Annotated in this window: 17 protein-coding genes; 4 read left to right on the top strand and 13 right to left on the bottom strand. The window is 39.8% G+C overall.

What is annotated here, in order from left to right:
* The 6 genes from gyrA to xerA form a co-directional block, all read right to left on the bottom strand.
* The coding region (gyrA, locus tag B4237_RS04240; protein WP_286941591.1) for a DNA gyrase subunit A at positions 1–2,294 on the bottom strand (2,294 nt) is incomplete at its 3' end.
* Between the two features lie 353 nt (positions 2,295–2,647).
* The gene (locus B4237_RS04235) at positions 2,648–3,283 is read right to left on the bottom strand and encodes a hypothetical protein (RefSeq protein ID WP_278595475.1); all 636 of its coding nucleotides are present in this window, start codon (positions 3,281–3,283) and stop codon (positions 2,648–2,650) included.
* Between the two features lie 186 nt (positions 3,284–3,469).
* Positions 3,470–4,405, bottom strand: coding sequence for an FAD-binding protein (locus B4237_RS04230; RefSeq protein ID WP_004878446.1), 936 nt, complete (start codon positions 4,403–4,405; stop codon positions 3,470–3,472).
* 12 nt (positions 4,406–4,417) lie between these two features.
* Positions 4,418–5,167: an electron transfer flavoprotein subunit beta/FixA family protein gene (locus B4237_RS04225; protein WP_004878445.1), complete on the bottom strand. Its 750-nt coding sequence runs from the start codon at positions 5,165–5,167 to the stop codon at positions 4,418–4,420.
* 470 nt (positions 5,168–5,637) lie between these two features.
* Complete coding sequence (locus tag B4237_RS04220; RefSeq protein WP_278595476.1) at positions 5,638–6,216, bottom strand: HD domain-containing protein; 579 nt, start codon at positions 6,214–6,216, stop codon at positions 5,638–5,640.
* A complete protein-coding gene (gene xerA, locus B4237_RS04215; RefSeq protein ID WP_278595535.1) occupies positions 6,206–7,099 on the bottom strand; it encodes a site-specific tyrosine recombinase/integron integrase in 894 nt (297 codons plus the stop codon). The genes B4237_RS04220 and xerA overlap by 11 nt, the downstream gene beginning before the upstream one ends.
* Positions 7,100–7,260: 161 nt before the next feature.
* Here xerA and B4237_RS04210 point away from each other — a divergent pair, with 161 nt between their 5' ends.
* The gene (locus B4237_RS04210; RefSeq protein ID WP_023014251.1) at positions 7,261–7,872 is read left to right on the top strand and encodes a LysE family translocator; all 612 of its coding nucleotides are present in this window, start codon (positions 7,261–7,263) and stop codon (positions 7,870–7,872) included.
* Between the two features lie 33 nt (positions 7,873–7,905).
* Here B4237_RS04210 and B4237_RS04205 read toward each other — a convergent pair whose 3' ends face one another.
* From B4237_RS04205 to B4237_RS04180, 6 genes are all read right to left on the bottom strand, one after another.
* The gene (locus B4237_RS04205; protein ID WP_278595477.1) at positions 7,906–8,520 is read right to left on the bottom strand and encodes an alpha/beta fold hydrolase; all 615 of its coding nucleotides are present in this window, start codon (positions 8,518–8,520) and stop codon (positions 7,906–7,908) included.
* Between the two features lie 70 nt (positions 8,521–8,590).
* A complete protein-coding gene (gene dapF, locus B4237_RS04200) occupies positions 8,591–9,445 on the bottom strand; it encodes a diaminopimelate epimerase (protein WP_278595478.1) in 855 nt (284 codons plus the stop codon).
* A gap of 6 nt (positions 9,446–9,451) precedes the next feature.
* Complete coding sequence (gene lysA / locus B4237_RS04195) at positions 9,452–10,702, bottom strand: diaminopimelate decarboxylase (protein ID WP_278595479.1); 1,251 nt, start codon at positions 10,700–10,702, stop codon at positions 9,452–9,454.
* Between the two features lie 22 nt (positions 10,703–10,724).
* Positions 10,725–10,949: an LPS translocon maturation chaperone LptM gene (lptM, locus tag B4237_RS04190; protein ID WP_004878438.1), complete on the bottom strand. Its 225-nt coding sequence runs from the start codon at positions 10,947–10,949 to the stop codon at positions 10,725–10,727.
* Positions 10,950–11,067: 118 nt separating this feature from the next.
* The gene (locus B4237_RS04185) at positions 11,068–12,480 is read right to left on the bottom strand and encodes an amino acid permease (protein ID WP_278595480.1); all 1,413 of its coding nucleotides are present in this window, start codon (positions 12,478–12,480) and stop codon (positions 11,068–11,070) included.
* A 302-nt stretch (positions 12,481–12,782) separates the two neighbouring features.
* The gene (locus B4237_RS04180) at positions 12,783–14,282 is read right to left on the bottom strand and encodes an alanine/glycine:cation symporter family protein (protein WP_278595481.1); all 1,500 of its coding nucleotides are present in this window, start codon (positions 14,280–14,282) and stop codon (positions 12,783–12,785) included.
* 354 nt (positions 14,283–14,636) lie between these two features.
* Between B4237_RS04180 and radA the strand changes: the two genes are divergently transcribed.
* Entirely contained in the window at positions 14,637–16,028 is a 1,392-nt protein-coding gene (gene radA, locus B4237_RS04175) for a DNA repair protein RadA (protein ID WP_004878434.1), read from the top strand.
* Between the two features lie 358 nt (positions 16,029–16,386).
* The gene (locus B4237_RS04170; RefSeq protein ID WP_278595482.1) at positions 16,387–17,358 is read left to right on the top strand and encodes a Tim44 domain-containing protein; all 972 of its coding nucleotides are present in this window, start codon (positions 16,387–16,389) and stop codon (positions 17,356–17,358) included.
* Positions 17,359–17,976: 618 nt separating this feature from the next.
* On the opposite strand, the gene B4237_RS04165 is transcribed toward B4237_RS04170, so the two are convergent.
* Complete coding sequence (locus B4237_RS04165; RefSeq protein ID WP_061396513.1) at positions 17,977–19,605, bottom strand: inorganic phosphate transporter; 1,629 nt, start codon at positions 19,603–19,605, stop codon at positions 17,977–17,979.
* Between the two features lie 436 nt (positions 19,606–20,041).
* Between B4237_RS04165 and metH the strand changes: the two genes are divergently transcribed.
* Positions 20,042–23,467: methionine synthase (gene metH, locus B4237_RS04160; protein WP_286941578.1), on the top strand; the 3,426-nt coding region annotated here is incomplete at its 3' end.

Here is a 23,467-nt window from a genome sequence, read left to right as displayed (position 1 = left end):
GAAACAATTCGGCTGATTAAATTCGAATCTGATGAATCATCATTGTCATCGCTATCATCATTTTCAACATCCGCATCTTCAGCTTCAATGGTATTGCTTGCAAAACTTACACGCATACCACGCACGCCTTTCGCAGTACGTCCCATTGCACGAACATCAGTTTCAGCAAAACGAATTGCCTTACCTTCATTCGAGAACAACATAATCTGCTGATTACCATCAGTAATCGCAACACCAATTAGGGTATCTTCTTCATTCAGCTCAATCGCACGTAAACCATTTGAACGAACATTACTAAATTGCGCGAGTTCAACACGTTTTACTGTACCTGAGGCAGTCGCCATGAATACATAGTGATTCTCAGGGAACTCCGTCAACGGCAAGATTGCTGTTACGGTTTCATTTGCTTCCAGCGGAAGTAAATTAATGATTGGACGACCTTTCGCACCGCGAGATGCTTGTGGTACTTCAAACACACGTAAACGATAAACTTTACCCACATTGGTAAAGCACAATACCGTTGCATGGTTTGAAGCCACAATTAAATGCTGAATAATGTCATCATCTTTCATTGCAGTTGCAGACTTACCACGACCACCGCGACGTTGTGCTTGATAATCAGAAAGTGGTTGAGTTTTTGCATAACCTGTTTGAGACACAGTCAATACAACTTGCTCTTCAGGAATTAAGTCTTCACGGCAGAAATCAACACCTGACTCAACAATCTCTGTACGACGACCATCACCGTACTGTTGCAAAATCAAAGTAAGTTCTTCACGAATCACGTTCATCAACAAGTTAAAGTCATTTAAAATTGCTGTTAATTCAGCGATTTGACCTAAAATCTCAGTATATTCTGCGTGTAACTTATCTTGTTCTAAGCCAGTTAAACGGTGTAAACGTAATTCTAAGATTGCGCCAACTTGAGTTGGTGATAAGCGATAGATATCACCAGACAAACCGAATGGACGTGCAGGATCTTCACCTTCGATCTCATCAGGGCGAACTGAAATTGCGCCCGCTTTTTCCAGCAATGCAACAACACCACCGCCAGCCCACTCACCCGCTTGCAAACGCTCACGTGCTTCAGCTGGGTTTGCAGATGTTTTAATGGTTTCAATAATGGCATCGATATTTGCCAAAGCTACCGTTAGACCTTCTAAGATATGACCACGTTCACGAGCCTTACGTAATTCGTACATAGTACGGCGAGTCACAACCTCTTGGCGGTGACGAATAAATGCCGCAATAATATCTTTTAGGTTCATCAACTTTGGCTGACCATTGTCTAGGCAGACCATGTTGATGCTGAATGAGTTTTGTAGCTGTGTATGCAAGAATAAATTATTGACCGCAACTTCAGCGTTTTCGCCACGCTTCAAGTCGATGGCAATACGCATACCCTCTTTATCAGACTCATCACGAAGCTCAGAAATACCTTCGAGTTTCTTTTCTTTCACTAACTCAGCAATACGCTCAATGGTTTTTGCTTTGTTGACTTGATAAGGAATCTCAGTAAAGACAATCGTGGTACGACCTGTTTTTTGGTCTTCTTCAAAGTGATATTTACCGCGAATATGCAAACGACCTTTACCTGTACGGTAAGCATCTACAATACCTGATTTACCGTAAATAATGCCGCCTGTAGGGAAATCTGGACCAGTAATATGTTCCATCAAACCTTCTACTGAAATATTCGGATTATTTGCATAAGCCAAACACGCATTCACAACTTCGGTCATATTGTGTGGCGCCATATTAGTCGCCATACCGACCGCAATACCTGTCGTACCATTAATCAAAAGATTAGGGATACGTGTCGGCATCACTTGAGGAATACGCTCGGAACCGTCGTAGTTATCTTCCCAATCAACCGTATCTTTTTCAAGATCAGCTAAAATCTCATGGGTTAATTTTTGCATACGAACTTCGGTGTAACGCATTGCAGCTGCGCTATCCCCATCGACAGAACCGAAGTTACCTTGACCATCAACAAGCATATAACGCAAGCTAAAGTCCTGCGCCATACGAACGATCGTTTCATAAACTGCGCTATCACCGTGTGGGTGATATTTACCGATCACGTCCCCGACAACACGAGCAGACTTTTTGTACGCTTTGTTATAATCGTTGCCCAATTCATGCATCGCATATAGTACGCGGCGGTGAACAGGTTTTAGACCGTCTCTAACATCTGGCAATGCACGAGAAACAATTACGCTCATCGCGTAATCTAAATATGAATGCTTGAGTTCGTCCTCAATGGCAATCGGTCTGATTTCCGATACGCTCATGCATACTCCTTGTGTACAAATAGAAATTTCTATCTGTTTTTATGTCTTCAATCTTGCAAAAATTTAGCCCAGAAATTGGAACTAAAAATAAAAAAATACAGCGAAAAATTATAGCATAAAGGTCATATAAACGGGGAGTACAGCAATCGGAAAATAGCATTTTTTTACAATAAAAAGTTTATTAGAATTAATAAGTTAAAAACATTGAATTGGATTGGAAAAGATACGAATAATTAAAGACCTAATTTGATTAAAATATAAACAAAACGGCTTGTAAAAATAATTATCCCAGAATTGTAATATAGATTTTAAAGCCCGCTAATCTAGGACAATAGCTGCAGGCTATTTAAATCTTAGTTAGATTCTGTACACACCATTGCCATATCAACTTCAACTGGTCGATCTTGTTGCATAAAGAAATGAGCAGCAGAAAATAACGCAAAAATAAATGGTGTTTCATATAATTCTTCTACGACATCTTGGCTCGCTAGATCAATCAATAGCCATGAACCAATAAGACGATGATGCTCGACACAGTCGGCGAAAAATAAAGATACGATTGCTATCATTAAATACCAAAATGGAAACCTTACAAAGCGTACTTTATACGCAATCTCTGCACGTAATTTCGATGAGAAAAGCATAAATACGACTGGTGCAATCACAACCACAGAGATGGCTCTAAAGTAAATCTTTGCAACATCAGGGAAAAAGTCACGCCCCCAACTGATACTCCGTCCAAAAAACATAAACCACCATGCGATAGCCCACATCCAAAACCATTTCTTTTGATCTGATAAGCTTTTAGGCTTCATATAGAACCAAGTAAAAGGCACACATAGAAGTAAGATTAAAGCTTGTACATCCTCGATTAAATGTACATTCCACGTCAACAACCACTCAACTTTTGTAATAGAGATCAGGAGAGTAAGCAATACTAAGCTAAGCAAAAATAGCGCCTTAGCATCAAAGCGCATATCAAATTTCATCAGGAGATAACCTATCCAAATTGGATAAAAGCTAATTTTAGCAAAAGTGTACCAACAAGTACACTTTAAGATTAAAACAATAACTTAATTTGATAATAGAATTTAGGACGCGATACATATTATTCAGATTTTTTTAATCATAAAAAAACGCTCCTTTCGGAGCGTTTTTCAACTTAATTCAAAGAATTAAAGTTTAGATACCAATTCTGGTACAACAGTGTTCAAATCACCAACTAACCAGTAGTCAGCAACGCTGTTGATTGGCGCTTCTTCGTCTTTGTTGATCGCAACAATAACTTTAGAATCTTTCATACCAGCTAAATGCTGGATCGCACCAGAGATACCTATCGCCATGTAAAGATCAGGCGCAACGATTTTACCAGTTTGACCAACTTGGAAGTCGTTTGGTACGAAACCAGCATCAACCGCAGCACGTGAAGCACCTTGTGCTGCACCAAGCTTATCAGCTAATGGGTCAAGTACTTTATGGTAGTTCTCACCAGAACCTACACCACGACCACCAGAAACTACGATACGAGCAGCAGTTAATTCTGGACGATCAAGTTTAACGATTTCTTCGCTAACAAACTTAGAAATACCAGCATCGTTTGCTTCAGCAACCGCTTCAACTGCAGCAGAACCGCCTTCAGCAGCAACCGCATCAAATGCAGTACCACGAACTGTACCAACGATAATTGCTTCGTCAGATTGAACAGTTGCGATCGCGTTACCTGCATAGATAGGACGCTTAAACGTATTTGCAGATTCTACAGCAATGATGTCTGTAATCATGCTTACGTCAAGAAGCGCAGCAACACGTGGAAGAAGGTTCTTACCAGTCGTTGTAGAAGCAGCTAATACGTATTTGTAACCGCCTTTCGCGATGTCAGCAACTAAGCCAGCAACGTTTTCAGCAAGTTGGTTTGCATAAGCAGCATTGTCAGCAAGCAATACTTTGCTCACACCAGCAACTTTAGCAGCAGCGTCAGCAACTGCTTGAGCGCCAGAACCAGCAACTAATACAGTAATGTCACCACCAATTTTTTGAGCTGCTGCAACAACGTTTAAAGTTGCACCATTCAAAGCTTGGTTGTTGTGATCTGCGATAACTAAAATACTCATGATTTTACTCCCTTAGATCACTTTCGCTTCATTTTTCAATTTTTCAACAAGCTCGTCTACAGACTTCACTTGTACGCCAGCTTTACGTTCAGCAGGTGCTTCAACCTTAACAGTTTTAAGCTTAGTGCCAGTTGCAACGCCGTAATCAGCTGGAGTTTTAGTATCAAGAGGCTTCTTACGAGCTTTCATGATGTTTGGAAGAGCAGCATAACGTGGCTCATTCAAACGTAAGTCAGTTGTGATGATTGCAGGAAGTGCAAGCTCAACAGTTTGTAAACCACCGTCGATTTCACGAGTAACTTGAACTTTACCGCCATCAACTTTAACTTCAGATGCGAAAGTACCTTGACCTGCACCAAGTAAAGCACCAAGCATTTGACCTACTTGGTTAGAGTCATCATCGATTGCTTGTTTACCAAGAAGAATAAGTTCTGGTTTTTCAGCATCAACAACGCCTTTAAGAATCTTAGCAACTTCTAAAGCGCCAACTTCATCAGCAGTTTCAACTAAAATACCACGGTCAGCACCTAAAGCCATTGCAGAACGAATTTGTTCTTGCGCGTCTTTAGAACCCACTGAAACAACAACGATTTCTGAAACCGTTCCTTTTTCTTTTAAGCGAACCGCTTCTTCCACTGCGATTTCACAGAATGGGTTAATTGACATCTTAACGTTGGTAAGGTCAACCCCACTATTGTCCGGCTTAACACGAACTTTAACGTTGGCATCAACCACACGTTTTACAGCAACAAGAGCCTTCATGTAATCCTCGGCTGTTCTAAGCAAGTAAATGTAGTGAAGAGTATTCTAACTCTTCGATTGAAACTTTTTAGGTGCCCTATCTTGCAATGTATTTGGCATTTCGGTCAAGTCAGAATTTCCGCTATGCCTGTAAAAAAGATGAAATGCTCAGTTCACTAAATAAAAGTTGAGTTTGATAAATGCAATTCAGAACAATTAAATTAAAATTATTATGCTTTGATTTATTTAATATTTTAATAAATTCAATGATCTAAAAAACACAAAATTGATTTAATGCTTAAAACCCAAATTAATCAGTTTGACTTATGCTTTAACACATTTTTCATTTTACCAAAACTTGGCAAAAAAGTAAGAACACGAATTAAACATTCTCTAACGCTAAAGTGTGTATACAGCTGATTATTAATCAACCGCATTTGAAACATAATGTATCGTTCAAAGTTTATCTAAAGCACAATCATAAGTTCTAGCTACCATTTAAACATCGGTAGTGGGCTCCATGGTTTTTGCAATAGGCGTTTTATTCCCAAATAAATTAAGGTCTTATGAAAACCATTATTTGGAAATTCTCTTGTCAATTTATGAAATTCACTCAATGGAATATTTGATCGAACTAACCCAAGTGTGAAATCGGCATAATCAGCCCGTCGAAATTTTTCAACTAAATGATATTCAAAACATTCAGCCTTAGTGACCTTATGATGCTCAGTAATCATTAATGTGATTTCTTTTTCCCACATTAACAACTCATTTGATACAAGATATTGCCGCATTTCCTCAACCGAAGGTTTGATATAATCAATAGTGTGTGCAGTCCATATACCAATATCATGAAAAGCCGCAGCAATCGCAATTTTACGCAGTGTTTCTTTACTGTCATCCTTACTTAACATCAAACAACATGCCACCACACGCTTACAGTGATTTAAATAACCTTGATAGCTTTGATTTATAACTGCTCGATAACCATGCAAAATCTCATCAATTAATTCACAACATTGCCTAAATGCAACTTGAGCTAATGGTTGCGGGTACTTTTCAATGTTCATTCTTTTGCGCCCGTGGATGTGTCTGATCATATACTTTTGCCAACTGATCAAAGTCGACATGTGTATAAATTTGCGTGGTTGATAAATTGCTATGTCCGAGCATTTCTTGTACTGAACGTAAGTCCCCACTGGCTGACAGCATATGACTGGCAAAACAATGTCTTAATAAATGTGGATGTAAGTCAATATTTACACCAGCGCGTTGCGCTTGCAGCTTAACTCGATTTTCAATCTGCCGAGGCGTTAATGCATGACCACGCTGAGAAATAAAAACCGCTGATTCAGCAGTGAAGTTACCTTGCCAAATACGATAAATCTTCAGCCAATCAATCAAGCTTTGTTTTGCTGGGGAACCGAAGGGAACTATTCTCGTTTTATTTCCTTTACCTGTGATCCTTAAAAGCTGTCTATTGAAATCAATATCTTTAACGGTTAATCCTTGCAACTCAGCCAAACGCAGACCGCTTGAATACAATAATTCCAATATCGCTTTATCTCTTACCCAAAGTTGTTGCTCTATCGGTTTTTCAGGCAAAGCCTGATCTAATATTTGATGAACCGTTTCGATATCAATTAGCCCCGGTAAAGGTCTTGGCTGGCGTTTTAACTTAAAGTCTTCTGATGGATTTTGTGCTAAATACTGACCTTGCTCTGCCCACTTCATAAACTGACGAATAGAGGTTAAATGACGCTGTAAACTGCTTGAACTCAATTGGTCACGCTCAACACGTGCCGCTAAATACTCTCTCAAGTCTGAAGCCTCAACATCTTGCAAATTTAATTGCTTATTTTCACAAAATTTAAAAAAGTCAGTTAGATCACGTTGATATGCTGAAATCGTATGCTCAGACTGATTTTGAATAATTCGTTCTTTTAACCACATGGACAGCAGTTTTTCTGGGGCTTCCAATTCGCTCTCCATTCTGACCTGAATCACCTATTATTAAAGTCTAACAAATATTTCCTAAATAGCGCTAACAGCACTCCAAGAATCATTATTGATGTAATACAATCGAATTCAAGCTTTACTGAGCGCTCCCTAAAATGTCAACGATACTTATTCCATATTTGATTGCAATCACGGTACTAACCATCACGCCTGGATTGGATACAACATTGATTATCCGAACAGCAACACTGGAAGGTCGAGCGAAAGCTTTTCAAGCTGCTTTAGGAATAAATTTAGGATGTGTCGCATGGGGTATTATTGTGGCCTGTGGTTTAGGTGCGCTGTTGATGACGTCTGATCTTGCCTTCAATGTATTGAAGTGGGCCGGAGCAATTTATCTTGCTTGGTTAGGTCTCAATCTTATTTTAAAACCACGTACTCAACTTGCAAATATCAATGAAATAGCAGTAACTCAAAATTGGTTCATACGAGGGTTTTGGGGAAATTTATTGAATCCCAAAGTTGGTATTTTCTATATTTCTTTTCTTCCACAATTCATCCCTCCATCCTCTTCTCCAGTAATTTGGACGATGGGTCTTGTCTCTATCCATGTCATATTAGGATTTATTTGGTCTGTTTTTTTAATTGCTGCAATGCAGTCAGTCTCTAGCTATTTAAAGCAACCTAAGTTTATTCAGTATATGGATCGCATCACAGGCAGCATTTTTATTTTATTTGCTTTAAAACTCGCATTCAGTAAAAGATAAAAAAGTGTACAACTTTATGTTGGTACGCTTTTTTCAGTTTGATAGCGATAATTCCTCTAAATAATGCTTAATTTGCAGGCTAACTTCATTTGCATATTTCTCTGCAAGTTGATGATCACCATTTTTGACAATATATAACATTGAGTTTTTCAAAATACGATTAAGATATTGTCCAACTGGAACAGGGCTAATGAGATCTTGATCTCCCCAAATGAGTAAGGTTTTTATATCAATATCAGTTAATGAATTTTCGTAGGCTATATTTGCTGTTACAAACCAATCTGGATATTGCAAGTATTCGGCTTGATAACCTTGTCGCCAATCTTGGACTTGAAACTGATCTAAATTAATACCGCCAGAGGTTGCAATCAAAACTAAGCCTTTAATCAAATGTGTCTTTTTTAATGCTGCTGCAATAGCAAAAATTCCACCCATGGATTGGGCAATTAGAATAGAAGGTTGTTGAATTTTCTCAATCACATAACTCGTTAAATCATCAAAACTATTTATATCTGGATGTGCTGGTTCACCATGAAAACTTGGGTAAGCAATCACTTGTTTTGTATAACTTTCAGGAAGTTTTTCGATCAAAGGAGTCCAAAATTTTGTATTGCCTGATGCACCAGCTAGAAAAACAAGATTATTCATAGCTATCCTTTAAAATTATTATTCTCTCTAAAAATAAACACCCAATAATGGGTGTTTATTTGATCTAATTTTAACTTTGGAAATATCTTAAATCCAATCGTGCATCATAAACATGCGTGGTTGGGCCTGTCATCCAAACCACATCACCTTCACGCCAAGCAATATGTAGTTTTCCACCAGCCAGTTGAACTTCAACCTCATTGGCAAGTAAACCACGGCGCATACCACTGACCGCAGCCGCACAAGCACCTGTACCACACGCCAATGTTTCACCAACACCACGTTCAAATACACGGAGTCGCACTTGTTTTTCATTCAAGATTTGCATAAATCCAGCGTTAACACGTTCAGGAAAACGTACATGAGACTCAACTTGCGGACCAATTTTGGCAACATCAGCAGTCAACACATCAGAAACAATTGTCACCGCATGGGGATTCCCCATATTCACGACATCTATGTTAATGCTCCTCTCTTCAGCTAAAGCCAATGAATACAAACCTTCAGCATCTTCATTTTCTTCCGCAACAAAAGGAATTTCTTGTGGCAAGAACTTTGGATAGCCCATATTCACTCGAACCCAACCGTTCGCACCTAATTCAGGCTCAACGATGCCAGCTTTAGTTTGTACGCGGATTTTTGTTTTCGTCGTCAGTTGACGCTCATGTACAAAACGCGCAAAACAACGTACGCCGTTACCACATTGCTCGACTTCAGAACCATCTGCATTAAAGATACGATATTTAAAATCAACATCAGGTAAATCAGGTGGTTCTACAATCAGAAGCTGGTCAAAACCAACGCCGAAGTGACGATCAGCCAAACGTTGAATCGTGACCGTGTCTAAATAAGCTCGTTGGGTAACAAGGTCAACGACCATAAAGTCATTGCCCAGACCATGCATTTTGGTAAATTCTAAATACATCTCAATTTACTCCTCAGGCAATAAACGCTCTTTTTCCCAAAGAGATTCTATTGTTTCACGCTCACGAATTAAATAGGCTTGATCACCGCTGACCATAATCTCAGCAGCACGACCACGCGTATTATAATTTGAGCTCATTACAAAACCGTAAGCACCTGCACCCAATACTGCAAGAACATCATTTTCTTGTAGTGCTAAATCACGCTCTTTACCCAAGAAATCGCCAGTCTCACAGATTGCACCAACCAAGTCCCACGTCTTTGTTTCAACTTCAGGATTTGGGTTAACTGATTGAATATCCATCCAAGCTTCATATAAAGATGGACGAATCAAGTCATTCATTGCGGCATCAATAATAGCAAAGTTACGATGATTGGTTGGTTTTAATAAATCCACCTTGGTGAGTAATGCACCTGCATTGGCAGAAATACTACGTCCCGGTTCCATATAAACTTTTAAACCGAGTTGTTCTAATACTGGACGCATCGAGTTTGCATATTCTGCAACGCTTGGCGGCGTTTCATCTTTATAACGAACACCCAAGCCACCACCGATATCAATGTGTTTGAGATTGATACCTAATTTTTTTAACTGCTCAATCATCACGACAACACGATCAAGCGCATCTACAAATGGCTTTGTTTCTGTTAATTGTGAACCGATATGACAATCAATTCCGACGATATCTAAATTCGGTAAAGATGCAGCATATTGATAAGTTTCATCTACCGTATCACTCGGAATACCAAACTTATTTTCTTTCAAACCAGTCGAAATATAGGGATGTGTTTTTGCATCAACATCGGGATTCACACGCAAAGAAATTGGCGCTTTTTTACCTAGTTTTGCCGCAACTTTTTGAATACGATCAAGCTCGGCATGCGACTCTACATTGAAACAAGCAATACCAACATTTAATGCATTTTCAATATCTGATTCTGATTTACCCAAACCAGAAAAGACAATTTTTGCAGGATCACCGCCAGCCGCAAGTACACGAGCTAGCTCACCACCTGTAACGATGTCAAAACCAGCGCCTAATTTTGCTAAAACATTCAGAACAGCTAAGTTTGAGTTTGACTTCACCGCAAAACAGATTTGATGATCAATGAAATCAAAAGCACGATGCATATCTAAATAATGCTTCTCCAAAGTTGCTTTTGAATAAACATATAAAGGTGTGCCAAATTGCTGTGCGAGCTGATCTAATGAACATTGCTCAGCATGCAATACTCCATTAATGCGAGTGAAACCCATGAAGATGTCCTTATTTACAAACTTAAGGTGAGATTGTCTGAGATTGAGTCGTCGAAGCTGTGTTCTGATCTTCTGTAATTACATCAGATGAAGCTTTACTTTGAGATGCTTCATTTTTATAAAGCAGATATTTGGCACGTTTGTCATGATTTGGATCAGATGGTAATTGCAATGCACCTGATTGACCACATGCTGTTAACACGACACTGCTCAGTAATAAACTGATCGAACAAATGACTTTAAGCATCTGAGCACCTAACTTTTACAATTCGCAGCAGTATAGCGTGATCATAGGATTGGCTAAAGACCAAACATAAAAAAACGCCAACTTATGCTGGCGTTTTTTTCTTATCGAATGTCTCTGCCTATTTCTTTTTCGCAAAGAAATAACCAATGATCAATACTACAAACCAAATAGGACTGACTTTTAACGCCTCTAAAGTGGTCTCATCCAAAGCAAGGAAATAAATCGTTGCAAGGAAAAATACGATCACAACCCAACAGGTTGCAATTCCACCTGGAAGCTTAAATGTCGATTGTGCATGAAGCTCAGGGCGATTCTTACGGTAGTTAATATAACTCCACATAATAATCATCCAAACACATATAAACAGAATCGTTGATAAAGTCGTCGCTAAGGTAAATGCTGTGACTTCATCATTTGTTCCCGTTTTCAACTTATAAACAAATTGTACGAATGCACCAATGAAGATACAGATTGATGAGAAAATCAATGCTTTGGCTGGTACAGCAGACTTAGACAACTTACCGAATAACTTTGGTGCTTGGCGGTCTACAGACAAGCCAAACAACATGCGACTTGTAGAAAATACGCCACTATTCATCGATGACATTACCGAAGACAATACCACCAAATTCATAATAATCGCCGCAGAAGCAATACCCGCTTGAGAGAAGATATTTACAAAAGGGCTGACTTTAGGATTGATTTGGTCCCAAGGCGTTACACACATGACAACGAACAAGGCCAACACATAGAAAATAATAATACGAATTGGAATCGAGTTAATTGCTTTAGGAAGATTTCGTTTCGGATCTTGTGTTTCAGCTGCCGTTGTACCCACCAACTCCACCCCAACAAAGGCGAAAATTGCGATCTGGAAACCAGCTAAGAAACCATCCAATCCTTTAGGAAATAAACCATCATGTGTCCACAAATTACTGACACTTGCCGTTGTTCCTAAATTATTAGTAAAACCTGTAAATATCATCCATAAGCCCACAGCAATTAATACAATAATTGCTGTGATTTTGACCATCGCAAACCAGAACTCCATCTCACCGAATAATTTGACAGTGACAAGGTTCAAACCAAGTACGAATAGAATGGCAACCGTACTAATCAATAATCCTTCTGCTGCACCAAAAGATTCACCACCATTGAAAAACTCAAGGTAATAAATAATTGCGGATAAATCTGCAATACCAATCGTGACCCAACAAAGCCAGTAGGTCCAACCCACAAAATAACCAGCCCAAGGCCCAATTAAATCAGTAGATAAGTCGATGAAGGATTTATAATTTAAGTTGGATAATAATAATTCTCCTAATGCACGCATTACGAAGAACACCATCAAACCAATCATCATGTAAATAAACAGAATAGATGGACCAGCTAAACTAATTGTTTTACCTGACCCCATAAACAATCCCGTTCCGATTGCTCCGCCAATCGCAATCAACTGTAGATGTCGATTGGATAAGCTACGGTGAAGTCCGTCTTGCTCTACAGACTCACTCAGATTTTGATTCGACATTTTTACAAAACCGCTCCAGTATTCTTAGTGAGCTAGCTCAGAGCCAACCCCAAATACTCTTGCACCATTTATAGGCATCTTTTCTGCTAAGTATTCTTGATAGGCTTCTAGCTAACCAATTCTTTGTGTGTATTACTCAATATTTCATGGGAGATACAATGGGCATCGATAATACGCACAAGAATGGAGCAATACAATGCACTTTTTTGACACAGCAGTTTTTAGAAAATCCGAATATTGACAATAAAAAAGCAGCCTATATGGCTGCTTTTTTAAGTTTTGCTGAACGAATCCTTCAATATTTAGTCATTCTTTTGTTGTTTCTTTAAACGCTCTTCCCAGTAAGTTGCATTACGGATACCTAATTTCACTGGATCGAAAGTGAACTCTTTTACGCCAGCTTTCTGCTGTTGTTCATAGTCTTTCAATGCTTTCATGGTTGGCTTCCAGATGAAATAGGTCAAGATAATACCAATGATATTAATCCAAGCCATTAAACCTACGCCGATATCACCAATACCCCAAATATAACCTGTCGCACTAATCACACCATAAATTACTGCAATCATAATGAAGCACTTAGTTATGAACATCAATGATGGCATCTTCATGATATAGCTAAGATAAGTAATGTTGGTTTCAGCAATGTAGTAATACGCAACGATTGTTGTGAACGCAAAGAAGAATACCGCTAATGCAACAAAGATTTGACCAAAACCACCGAATACAGTGCTTACAGCCATTTGAGTGAATGCAGGAGAACCAATCTCAATCGTTGCACCTACGTTTTGTACAATAAAGCTTCCAGCATCTAAAGTTCCTTGTACGTTATACATACCCGTAATGAGGATCATAAATGCTGTTGCTGAACATACAAATAAGGTATCTACATATACAGAGAACGCCTGTACAAAGCCTTGTTGTGCAGGATGTTGAACTTCAGCGGCTGCGGCTGCATGTGGACCAGTACCCTGACCCGCTTCGTTTGAGTAAACACCACGTTTTACACCCCAACCAATTGCAGCACCAATACCCGCCATTGGAGAGAATGCATCAGCAAAGATCATTTTGATTACGCCAGGAAGTTCATGAATGTTTATAAACACAATCACAAGCGCCATCAAGATATAACCGACAGCCATGAATGGAACAACAAACTCCGCGAAACGTGCGATACGTTTAATACCACCAAAAATAATGATGGCTAACAGTGTTACAATCACAACCAGAGCTAATAATTTATAAGCACCAATCCCAGCAAACACAACTGCACCTTCACCCGTAATTTGAGTAAAAGCATTACCAACTGCATTTGCTTGGATACCCGGTAGGAATAAACCACAAGAGATAATTGCAGCGATGGCGAAAAGAATACCTAACCAACGTTGTCCCAAACCTTTATCGAAATAGAACGCAGGCCCACCACGATACTGACCTTGATACTCAACTTTATAAATTTGACCTAAGGTTGATTCGACATAAGCTGTACTCGCACCTAAAAAGGCAACAACCCACATCCAAAATACAGCGCCCGGACCACCAAAACCAATTGCTGCGGCAACCCCAGCAATATTACCTACACCCACACGTCCTGAAAGCGAAACTGCCAGTGCCTGAAACGATGAAATACCTTGTGCTGATGAAGATCCATTTATCAGAAGCTTCATCATTTCTTTGATCTGTCGGACTTGGACAAATCGCGTTAAAACCGAGAAAAATAAACCTGCACCTAAACATAAATAGATTAGAGCTTTGCTCCAAATAATTCCATTTACCCAATCAACAATTTCTGCTGCACTCATAAACATCAACCTTTTTATATAATTTGAAAATATAGCAAATGATATATTTTCATTTGTCTGAGCAGGAGCAATATCTATGCCATTCAACCTGCGCTATATGACAAGAATTGAACAACTGCTCGCAGACCTTCCATGGTAAAAGTGAATTGAACGAATATTTTGACTCAAAAACACACTGTATCTTACTTGTAAAAGTCTTATATCATGTTATTTTTCTGAGCACTTCCCTTTAACCAATGAGTTACGAAAAACGCCCTTTTTCTTTATTCCTTATTAAGAAAAATGGACTCGACGCATCGTTTTCGTAATTACTATACTTTTTAACTAATTTATAGAAAATTTTCAATTTAAAATATGGCAAAAGTTAAAACAGTTTACCGCTGTGAACAATGTGGTGCAGATCATCCAAAATGGGCTGGGCAATGCACTGAATGTGGCGAGTGGAATAGTCTCGTAGAAGTACGTATTGAACCCGTTGTGACGCATCGCGGTCAAACTAAGTTGGGCGGTGGCTATGCTGGTCAAGCAGCAAGCATTACAACATTAAATCAAGTTTCAGTTTCACATGAAACACGTCTTGCAACAGGTATTGGCGAATTTGATCGCGTACTCGGTGGTGGTTTAGTCACAGGCTCTGTTGTGCTGATCGGCGGTGATCCCGGGATTGGAAAGTCTACAATTTTATTGCAAACAGCAACGCACATGGCAGCAGCAAAGAGTTCTGCACTCTATGTTACAGGTGAGGAATCTCTTTCCCAAGTTGCTCTTCGAGCACAACGTTTAGACTTACCAACAGATCAACTTAAGGTTATGGCAGAAACCTGTGTTGAACGGATTTGTGAAGTATTAGCACATGAACGACCTGCCGTTGCTATTTTAGATTCGATTCAAACCTTATACACAGAAACCTTACAATCAGCTCCGGGTGGTGTTTCTCAAATCCGTGAATCAGCAGCCCTACTCACACGCTTCGCGAAAAATAGTGGAACTGCGTTATTCATAGTAGGTCACGTCACCAAAGAAGGTGCTTTAGCAGGTCCTCGTGTACTCGAACATATGGTTGACTGTGTGTTGTATTTTGAGGGGCAATCTGACTCGCGATATCGCATGATTCGTGCAGTAAAAAACCGTTTTGGTGCAGTCAATGAACTGGGCGTATTCGGTATGACCGATAAAGGTCTCCGCGAGGTTGCTAATCCTTCTGCTATTTTCCTCAGTCGATATGATGAAGCAATTCCGGGATCAATCGTCATGATTAGCCGTGAAGGTACGCGTCCTTTATTAGTCGAAGTACAAGCGTTGGTAGATGATGCTCACGGACAACCTCGACGCGTTGCACTTGGTTTAGAGCAGAATCGTCTCAATATGTTGCTCGCTGTAATGCATCGTCATGGTGGCGTACAAACTTCGGGACAAGATGTTTATGTAAATGTCGTCGGTGGTTTAAAAATCACTGAAACAGGCTCCGATCTCGCAGTCTTGCTCGCCTGTGCCTCTAGTCTTCGCGGTAAAGCCTTGCCTCAACAATTAGCTGTCTTTGGTGAAGTGGGCCTATCAGGAGAAATTCGTCCTGTACCGAATGGACAAGAACGTTTAAAAGAAGCCGCAAAGCATGGCTTTAAGTATGTGATTCTTCCTAGAGGTAACGCACCTCAGAAATCAATTGAGGGAGTTCAGATCATTTCTGTCGCTCGCTTACATGAAGCACTGACTGAAGCTATGCAGTTAAGTGACGAGCTTAGCTAATGGTATAAGCAATACTGCTTGATCATTGGTATGCTTGGATAAAATTTCAATAAGTCTGATTTTAATATAAAGCGTAGAAAGCTGTTTTCTATATTTTAAAATAAAATCTATTGTGATTTTATCCTTTATAGCCCCTATTTCAAATTATAGGCTTAAATCTCACTCCGCTATAATCATTCTATTTAAAATAATAAATTAGCTCAAACTTACTGTTTATTATCAACAGGCTATAATATTAGAACAACCATAAATGTGAGCTAAATAAATCCTTAATAAAAAAACATATTTTTCTAGTTGAAATTACTGACAAATGCCTGCATAAATACACTGACAAATTGGATTTAAATAGGAATTTTCGATGCAAGTACATCAGCGTGGCTTGATGGCAGCTTTATTAATGGCGACTTTGGTTGCAGCACCGATTGCAGAAGCAAAACGTGCAGGTGGCGGTAAAAGTCATGGTATGAGCCGTTCTAGCTCAACTAGCCAGTCGTACCAACAACCTCGTCAAGCGACTCCGACTCAACAACAAACAACTGCTCCACAAAAATCAGGTCCTGGTGTAGGTTCAATGGTTGCTGCTGGTGTGGCAGGTGCTGCTGTAGGTGCTGTTGCTGCAAATGCGCTTGCTGATGATAAAAATCCAACTGCAACTGAACAACAAGCTGCTGAACAAGCTCAACAAGAAGAAAAAGGTGGCATTCCTAGCTGGCTTTGGGTTCTTCTTGCAGCTGCTATCGCTTTCTTTGTGTTCCGCAAATTAGGCGCAAAAAAAAAATTAGCAACCAATAACCCATACGCTCCAAACAACAGCGGTCAAAACAATTTTGGCCGCCCTAGCTCACCTCAATCAACAGCTCGTCAATCTGGCGATAACACCAATATCTTTGGTCAATCCGTCGCTGGTGGTGCTGCAACACAAGCGCCTTTCGGTGCCGCATCTATGAATAGCGGAAATCAGCTACCAGATGGCACTGAGCCTGCTGCATTCTTACGTATCGCACGCCAACGTTTCAATCATATCCAATCCGTAAATAGCGCAAGCAATGTTGAAGAAATTCGTCGTTATTTAACGCCTGAACTTTATAACTCAATGTACAGTGACATCGTGGCAAACCAAGACCAAGATGTAGCTGAATTTAGTAATTTAAATGCAATGGTTGTTGAAAGCACGACAGAAAACGGTCAATACGTTGTAAGTGTTCGCTTTACAGGTACAGTAAGTGAAGATTTAAATAGCTTACCGCAACCGTTTACTGAGATTTGGCATTTTGTAAAACCTGCTGGCTCACAACAAGATTGGATTGTTGCTGGTATTCAGCAAGCTTAAAGCTTGAAAAACAAAAAGAGCTGCTTTGTCAGCTCTTTTTTTTGTGGCTCAATTTAGGGCCTGTTGGTATTTCAGATTGCGAGCTATTCAGCTCTCATTTCGACAGAGAACACTTTTTAGATGATACAAGGCATGACTTGCTAAATTTAATCACTCTAAATGGGCAAGTTATGATGCAGTAATAGCAAAAATAACTTTATCTCTATTAAAAGCTAAAAAAAGCCACCCTCTATTTCAGAGAATGGCGGAGTGTAAATGAAATCAAATTTAGCTACTTTGTGAAGTAGCAACTTAATACATAGGCAAATTAATACTAGTTGATAATTTTGTAGAAAAACATTCCCCGTTTGGGGAATAAACCCTATTTTCCACCCGCTTATTTTGCCCAACTCATTACAGAACAAGATATTAAAACACTTATAAATAATATGATCAGTTGCTACACACTTTAACGTTGATTAAGAGATTCAGAACCAGATATTCGTTCAATTTAATGAGCTATGCTTTATTTTTATCTCTACATCTAATTAAGTAACTGAACTCATCTATGATAGACATAAAAAAAGCTTTGCCGAAGCAAAGCTTTTAAAGAAACGATTTTATATTTGTGTTGATCTATCAAGACACAAACTGTAGGAACAACCAATATAGACCGCCTGATAATGCAATCGTCGCAGGCAATGTAAAAATCCATGCTGAAAGAATTGTCTTCACAGTCGCAAAGTTTAGACCTGACTTATTAGCAACCATTGTACCTGCAACCGCACTGTTCAATACGTGAGTTGTAGAAACAGGCATCCCTAAACCATCCGCGGCAGCAATCGTGCTCATCGCAACAAGTTCAGCAGACATCCCTTGGCCATAAGTCATATGGTTTTTACCAATACGCTCACCAACAGTCACAACAATACGCTTCCAACCCACCATCGTCCCTAGACCCAGAGCAAGTGCTACTGCAACTTTCACCCAGTTAGGAATGTATTGTAGGAATGAGTCCAAATTACTGCGGTATTCTTTAACAACTTTCTCTTGGTCTTTATCCATCGCTGGTAAAGCCTCAGCTTTATCTAAGCGCTTGAATGTTGTTGTACTTAAATACATGTCATTACGGATTTCACTTACAGCACCTTCAGGAATCGCTTTAAGATCACCATAAGTTGCTACACGCTCACCTAAATGCATTGTCATACTTGCAAGTGCTGGTACAACTTCAGGCGTTTGTTCTTTGGTTTGGATATATTTCGTCAATACATCACGGGCTTTTTCATCAGATAGCTCATTTTGATTAACATTCAAAACGGTTGCTGTCTGAACTGAAAGCTGTTCAAAAGACTGTAAATGATGCGCATCAAGGTTCTTATTTAGTGAATAAGCCAATGGAACCAAACCGATCAAAATCAACATGATTAAACCCATGCCTTTCTGACCATCATTTGAACCATGCGCAAAACTTACACCAGTACAAGTGAAAATTAAGATCGCACGAATCAATGGTGGTGGTGGCTTATTACCAACTGGCGGTTGGAATAACTCCATTTGACGCTTAAAGATTTTCTTTACTAATAAGAACAGGATCGCAGCAAAAGCAAAACCAATTAAAGGAGAGAACAATAAAGCCTTACCGACTTTAATTACTTGATCAATATCAATCCCACTCGTTGCACCAGTCGATGCATTTAAAAAGTGGTTCATGATACCCACACCTAAGATTGAGCCAATCAAAGTATGCGAGCTAGACGCAGGAATTCCTAAAAACCATGTTCCAAGATTCCATAAAATCGCCGCGATAAGCAAAGCAAAGACCATAGCAAAGCCAGCACCACTGCCGACATTCATGATCATTTCTACAGGAAGTAACGCGATAATACCGTATGCAACTGCCCCGCTTGCAACCATAACGCCCAAGAAGTTACAGAAGCCAGCCCACATGACTGCCACTGGAGCAGGCAAAGCATTGGTATAAATAACGGTAGCTACAGCGTTCGCTGTATCGTGGAAACCATTTACAAATTCAAAGCCTAAAGCAATGAAAAGAGCCGTCGATAAAAGAATAACGGAATATAAACTCAAAGGTGGCACGTGTGCCAAATCTGCACTTACCTGAAAACCAATGTAAATCAATGTCGCGACAATGATCGTCAGGAACACCGGCATAAAGAATTTTGGTGTTGGTACATGTACATTCGTCGATTGTGCCGAAGAGTCGGCAAGCGGTGAATCCGAAACAGGAGGAAGATTTGAATTCATGTAGACGGCTAGAGGATAATAAAATCCCCTGTATTGTTTAATTAAATTATGACAATTATATGACAAAGCACTGTCACATAAAGCCAAAATTTCATGTTTTTAATACATTTTCTTGCCGTTTTTTGCGATAATTCAGCCCTAGCTTTTCATTTATTCAAATAAAAACATATAGATAGAAAAAGACAAATACAGTAAAAACTGTTTGTCTGATTTTGCAACAAACGCAAATAAATATGACAACAGCTTGTCATATTTCATTCATGCGTTTTCTTTTTAAACATTATTCAACTCAATTGTTACAGCCTGATGAAGCTTTTATGACATTTTCAAATTGAACTCAGCAATCACCTCTCCTTTTTGATGAAAATACGCGCTTTGGCTTCGCTTCTGTTACAATGCGCCTGCTTTTTCAATTTGTTATGTACTGGGGTTCCTTATGTCCACGCTTGCCACCCTACAATCCCTTCTCGCCCAACGCATCTTAATTATTGATGGTGCAATGGGGACTATGATTCAACGCCATAAATTAGAAGAAGAAGATTATCGTGGTGATCGCTTTGCAGATTGGGCATCAGACCTAAAAGGCAATAACGACTTATTGGTTTTAACACAACCACAAATTATTCAAGGCATTCACGAAGCTTATCTTGATGCTGGCGCTGACATCATTGAAACCAACAGCTTTAATGGCACACGCGTTTCAATGTCTGACTATCATATGGAAGATCTTGTGCCTGAGATCAACCGTGAAGCAGCACGTTTGGCTAAAGCAGCCTGTGAAAAATATTCAACACCAGATAAACCCCGTTTTGTTGCTGGTGTACTCGGTCCAACATCACGTACCTGCTCGATTTCACCGAATGTGAATGACCCTGCTTACCGTAATATTACTTTCGATGAATTAAAAGAAAACTATATTGAAGCAGCACATGCATTGATCGAGGGTGGTGCTGACATCATCTTGATCGAAACTGTATTCGATACATTAAACTGTAAAGCAGCGATCTTTGCCGTTAAAGAAGTATTTAAGCAAATTGGTTATGAATTGCCATTAATGATTTCAGGGACGATTACAGATGCTTCTGGTCGTACCTTAACAGGTCAAACCGCAGAAGCATTCTGGAACTCTGTTCGTCATGGCGATCTACTTTCAATCGGCTTTAACTGTGCATTGGGTGCAGATGCAATGCGTCCTCATGTTAAAACCATTGCTGATGTTGCTGATACTTTTGTTTCTGCCCATCCAAATGCGGGCTTGCCAAATGCCTTTGGTGAGTATGACGAAACGCCTGAACAAACCGCAGCATTCATTAAAGAATTTGCTGAAAGTGGACTGATTAATATCACAGGTGGATGTTGTGGTACAACTCCTGATCATATCCGTGCTATTTATAATGCAGTTAAAGACATTCCGCCACGCCAAGTACCTGAAACTATTCCTGCTTGTCGTTTAAGTGGTTTAGAACCTTTTAACATTGATGAAAATTCATTATTCGTCAACGTGGGCGAACGTACCAACGTCACAGGTTCTAAAAAATTCCTACGATTGATCCGTGAAGAAAACTTTGCTGAAGCATTAGAAGTTGCACAACAACAAGTTGAAGCAGGTGCTCAGATCATCGACATCAACATGGATGAAGGGATGCTCGATTCGCAAAATGCGATGGTACATTTCTTGAATCTCGTTGCATCTGAGCCGGATATTTCTCGTGTGCCGATCATGATTGACTCATCAAAATGGGAAATCATTGAAGCAGGTTTGAAATGTGTACAAGGTAAGCCCGTTGTAAACTCTATTTCACTGAAAGAAGGTTATGACGAGTTTGTTGAAAAGGCTCGCCTATGCCGTCAATACGGTGCTGCGATCATTGTTATGGCCTTTGATGAAACAGGTCAGGCGGATACTGCTGCACGTAAGCGTGAAATCTGTAAACGTTCTTATGATGTATTGGTCAATGACGTTGGCTTCCCTGCTGAAGATATTATTTTTGACCCGAACGTATTTGCTGTTGCAACAGGGATTGAAGAACACAATAACTACGGTGTCGACTTTATTGAGGCAACGGGTTGGATCAAACAAAATCTACCTCATGCCATGATTTCAGGCGGTGTTTCTAACGTCTCGTTCTCTTTCCGTGGTAATGAACCTGTGCGTGAAGCGATTCACTCTGTATTCCTGTACTATGCCATCAAACAAGGCATGACTATGGGCATCGTAAACGCTGGTCAAATGGCGATTTATGATGATATTCCGAAAGAACTAAAAGATGCTGTTGAAGACGTTATCTTGAACCAAAATCAAGGTGAAAGCGGTAACGATGCAACAGAAAAACTTCTCGAAGTTGCAGAGAAGTTCCGTGGTCATGGTGGTGCAGCGAAAGAAGCTGAAAATCTTGAATGGCGAAACGAATCAGTTGAAAAACGTCTTGAATATGCATTGGTCAAAGGTATAACCACGTATATTGACGAAGATACTGAAGAAGCGCGTTTAAAAGCCAAACGTCCACTAGATGTCATCGAAGGCGCTCTCATGGATGGCATGAACGTGGTAGGAGACTTGTTTGGTTCGGGTAAAATGTTCCTACCGCAAGTGGTGAAATCTGCCCGTGTGATGAAACAAGCCGTCGCTTGGCTCAACCCGTATATCGAAGCGGAAAAAACGGGTAGCCAATCTAAAGGTAAAGTGTTGATGGCAACCGTTAAAGGCGACGTACACGATATTGGTAAAAATATCGTAGGCGTGGTGCTTGGTTGTAATGGTTATGACATCGTTGACCTTGGCGTGATGGTGCCATGTGAAAAAATCCTACAAACTGCGATTGATGAAAAATGTGACATCATCGGTTTGTCTGGTTTGATCACTCCATCTCTAGATGAAATGGTGTTTGTTGCTAAAGAAATGCAACGTAAAGGCTTTGATATTCCACTGTTGATTGGTGGTGCGACGACATCTAAAGCACATACCGCAGTGAAAATTGATCCGCAATACCAAAATGATGCGGTGATTTATGTAGCGGATGCATCTCGTGCTGTCGGTGTGGCAACCACCCTACTTTCTAAAGAAATGCGCGGTAACTTTATTGCAGAACACCGTGCTGAATATGCCAAAATTCGTGAACGCTTAGCCAATAAGCAGCCGAAAGCAGCCAAACTGAGTTATGCTGAATCAATCAAGAATGGTTTTAAAGTGGATGACAATTACGTGCCACCAAAGCCAAATGCTTTAGGTACGCAAGTCATCACCAATTATCCATTGACAACACTGGTTGAATATTTTGACTGGACACCATTCTTTATTTCTTGGAGCTTGGCGGGCAAATTCCCGAAAATCTTAGAAGATGAAGTGGTGGGTGAAGCTGCAACTGATTTATACAACCAAGCGCAAGCGATGTTGAAAGACATTATCGAAAATAATCGCTTCGATGCGCGTGCGGTGTTTGGTTTATACCCAGCACAACGTACAGGTGCAGATAGCGTCAGCGTATTTGATGAAACTGGTCAAAATGTTACGCATACATTCGAACATATTCGTCAGCAATCTGACAAAGTCACAGGTAAACCAAATTTATCTTTAGCGGACTTTATCAGTACCTCTAAAGACAATACTGATTACCTTGGTGGTTTCACTGTGTCGATCTTCGGTGCAGAAGAACTTGCTGATGAATACAAAGCCAAAGGTGATGATTACTCTGCAATCTTGGTTCAGTCTTTAGCTGATCGTTTTGCAGAAGCTTTTGCTGAGCATTTGCATGAGCGTATCCGTAAAGAGTTCTGGGGTTATAAAACTGATGAAATCTTGACGAATGAAGAACTGATCAAGGAGAAGTATGTCGGTATTCGTCCTGCGCCAGGCTACCCTGCT

Origin of the sequence: Acinetobacter sp. UBA6526, assembly GCF_002434875.1 — a bacterium.
Classification (GTDB): Bacteria; Pseudomonadota; Gammaproteobacteria; order Pseudomonadales; family Moraxellaceae; genus Acinetobacter; species Acinetobacter venetianus.
The sequence above is the reverse complement of the archived record's forward strand: the minus strand, read 5'-3'. Positions and strand labels throughout refer to the sequence as shown.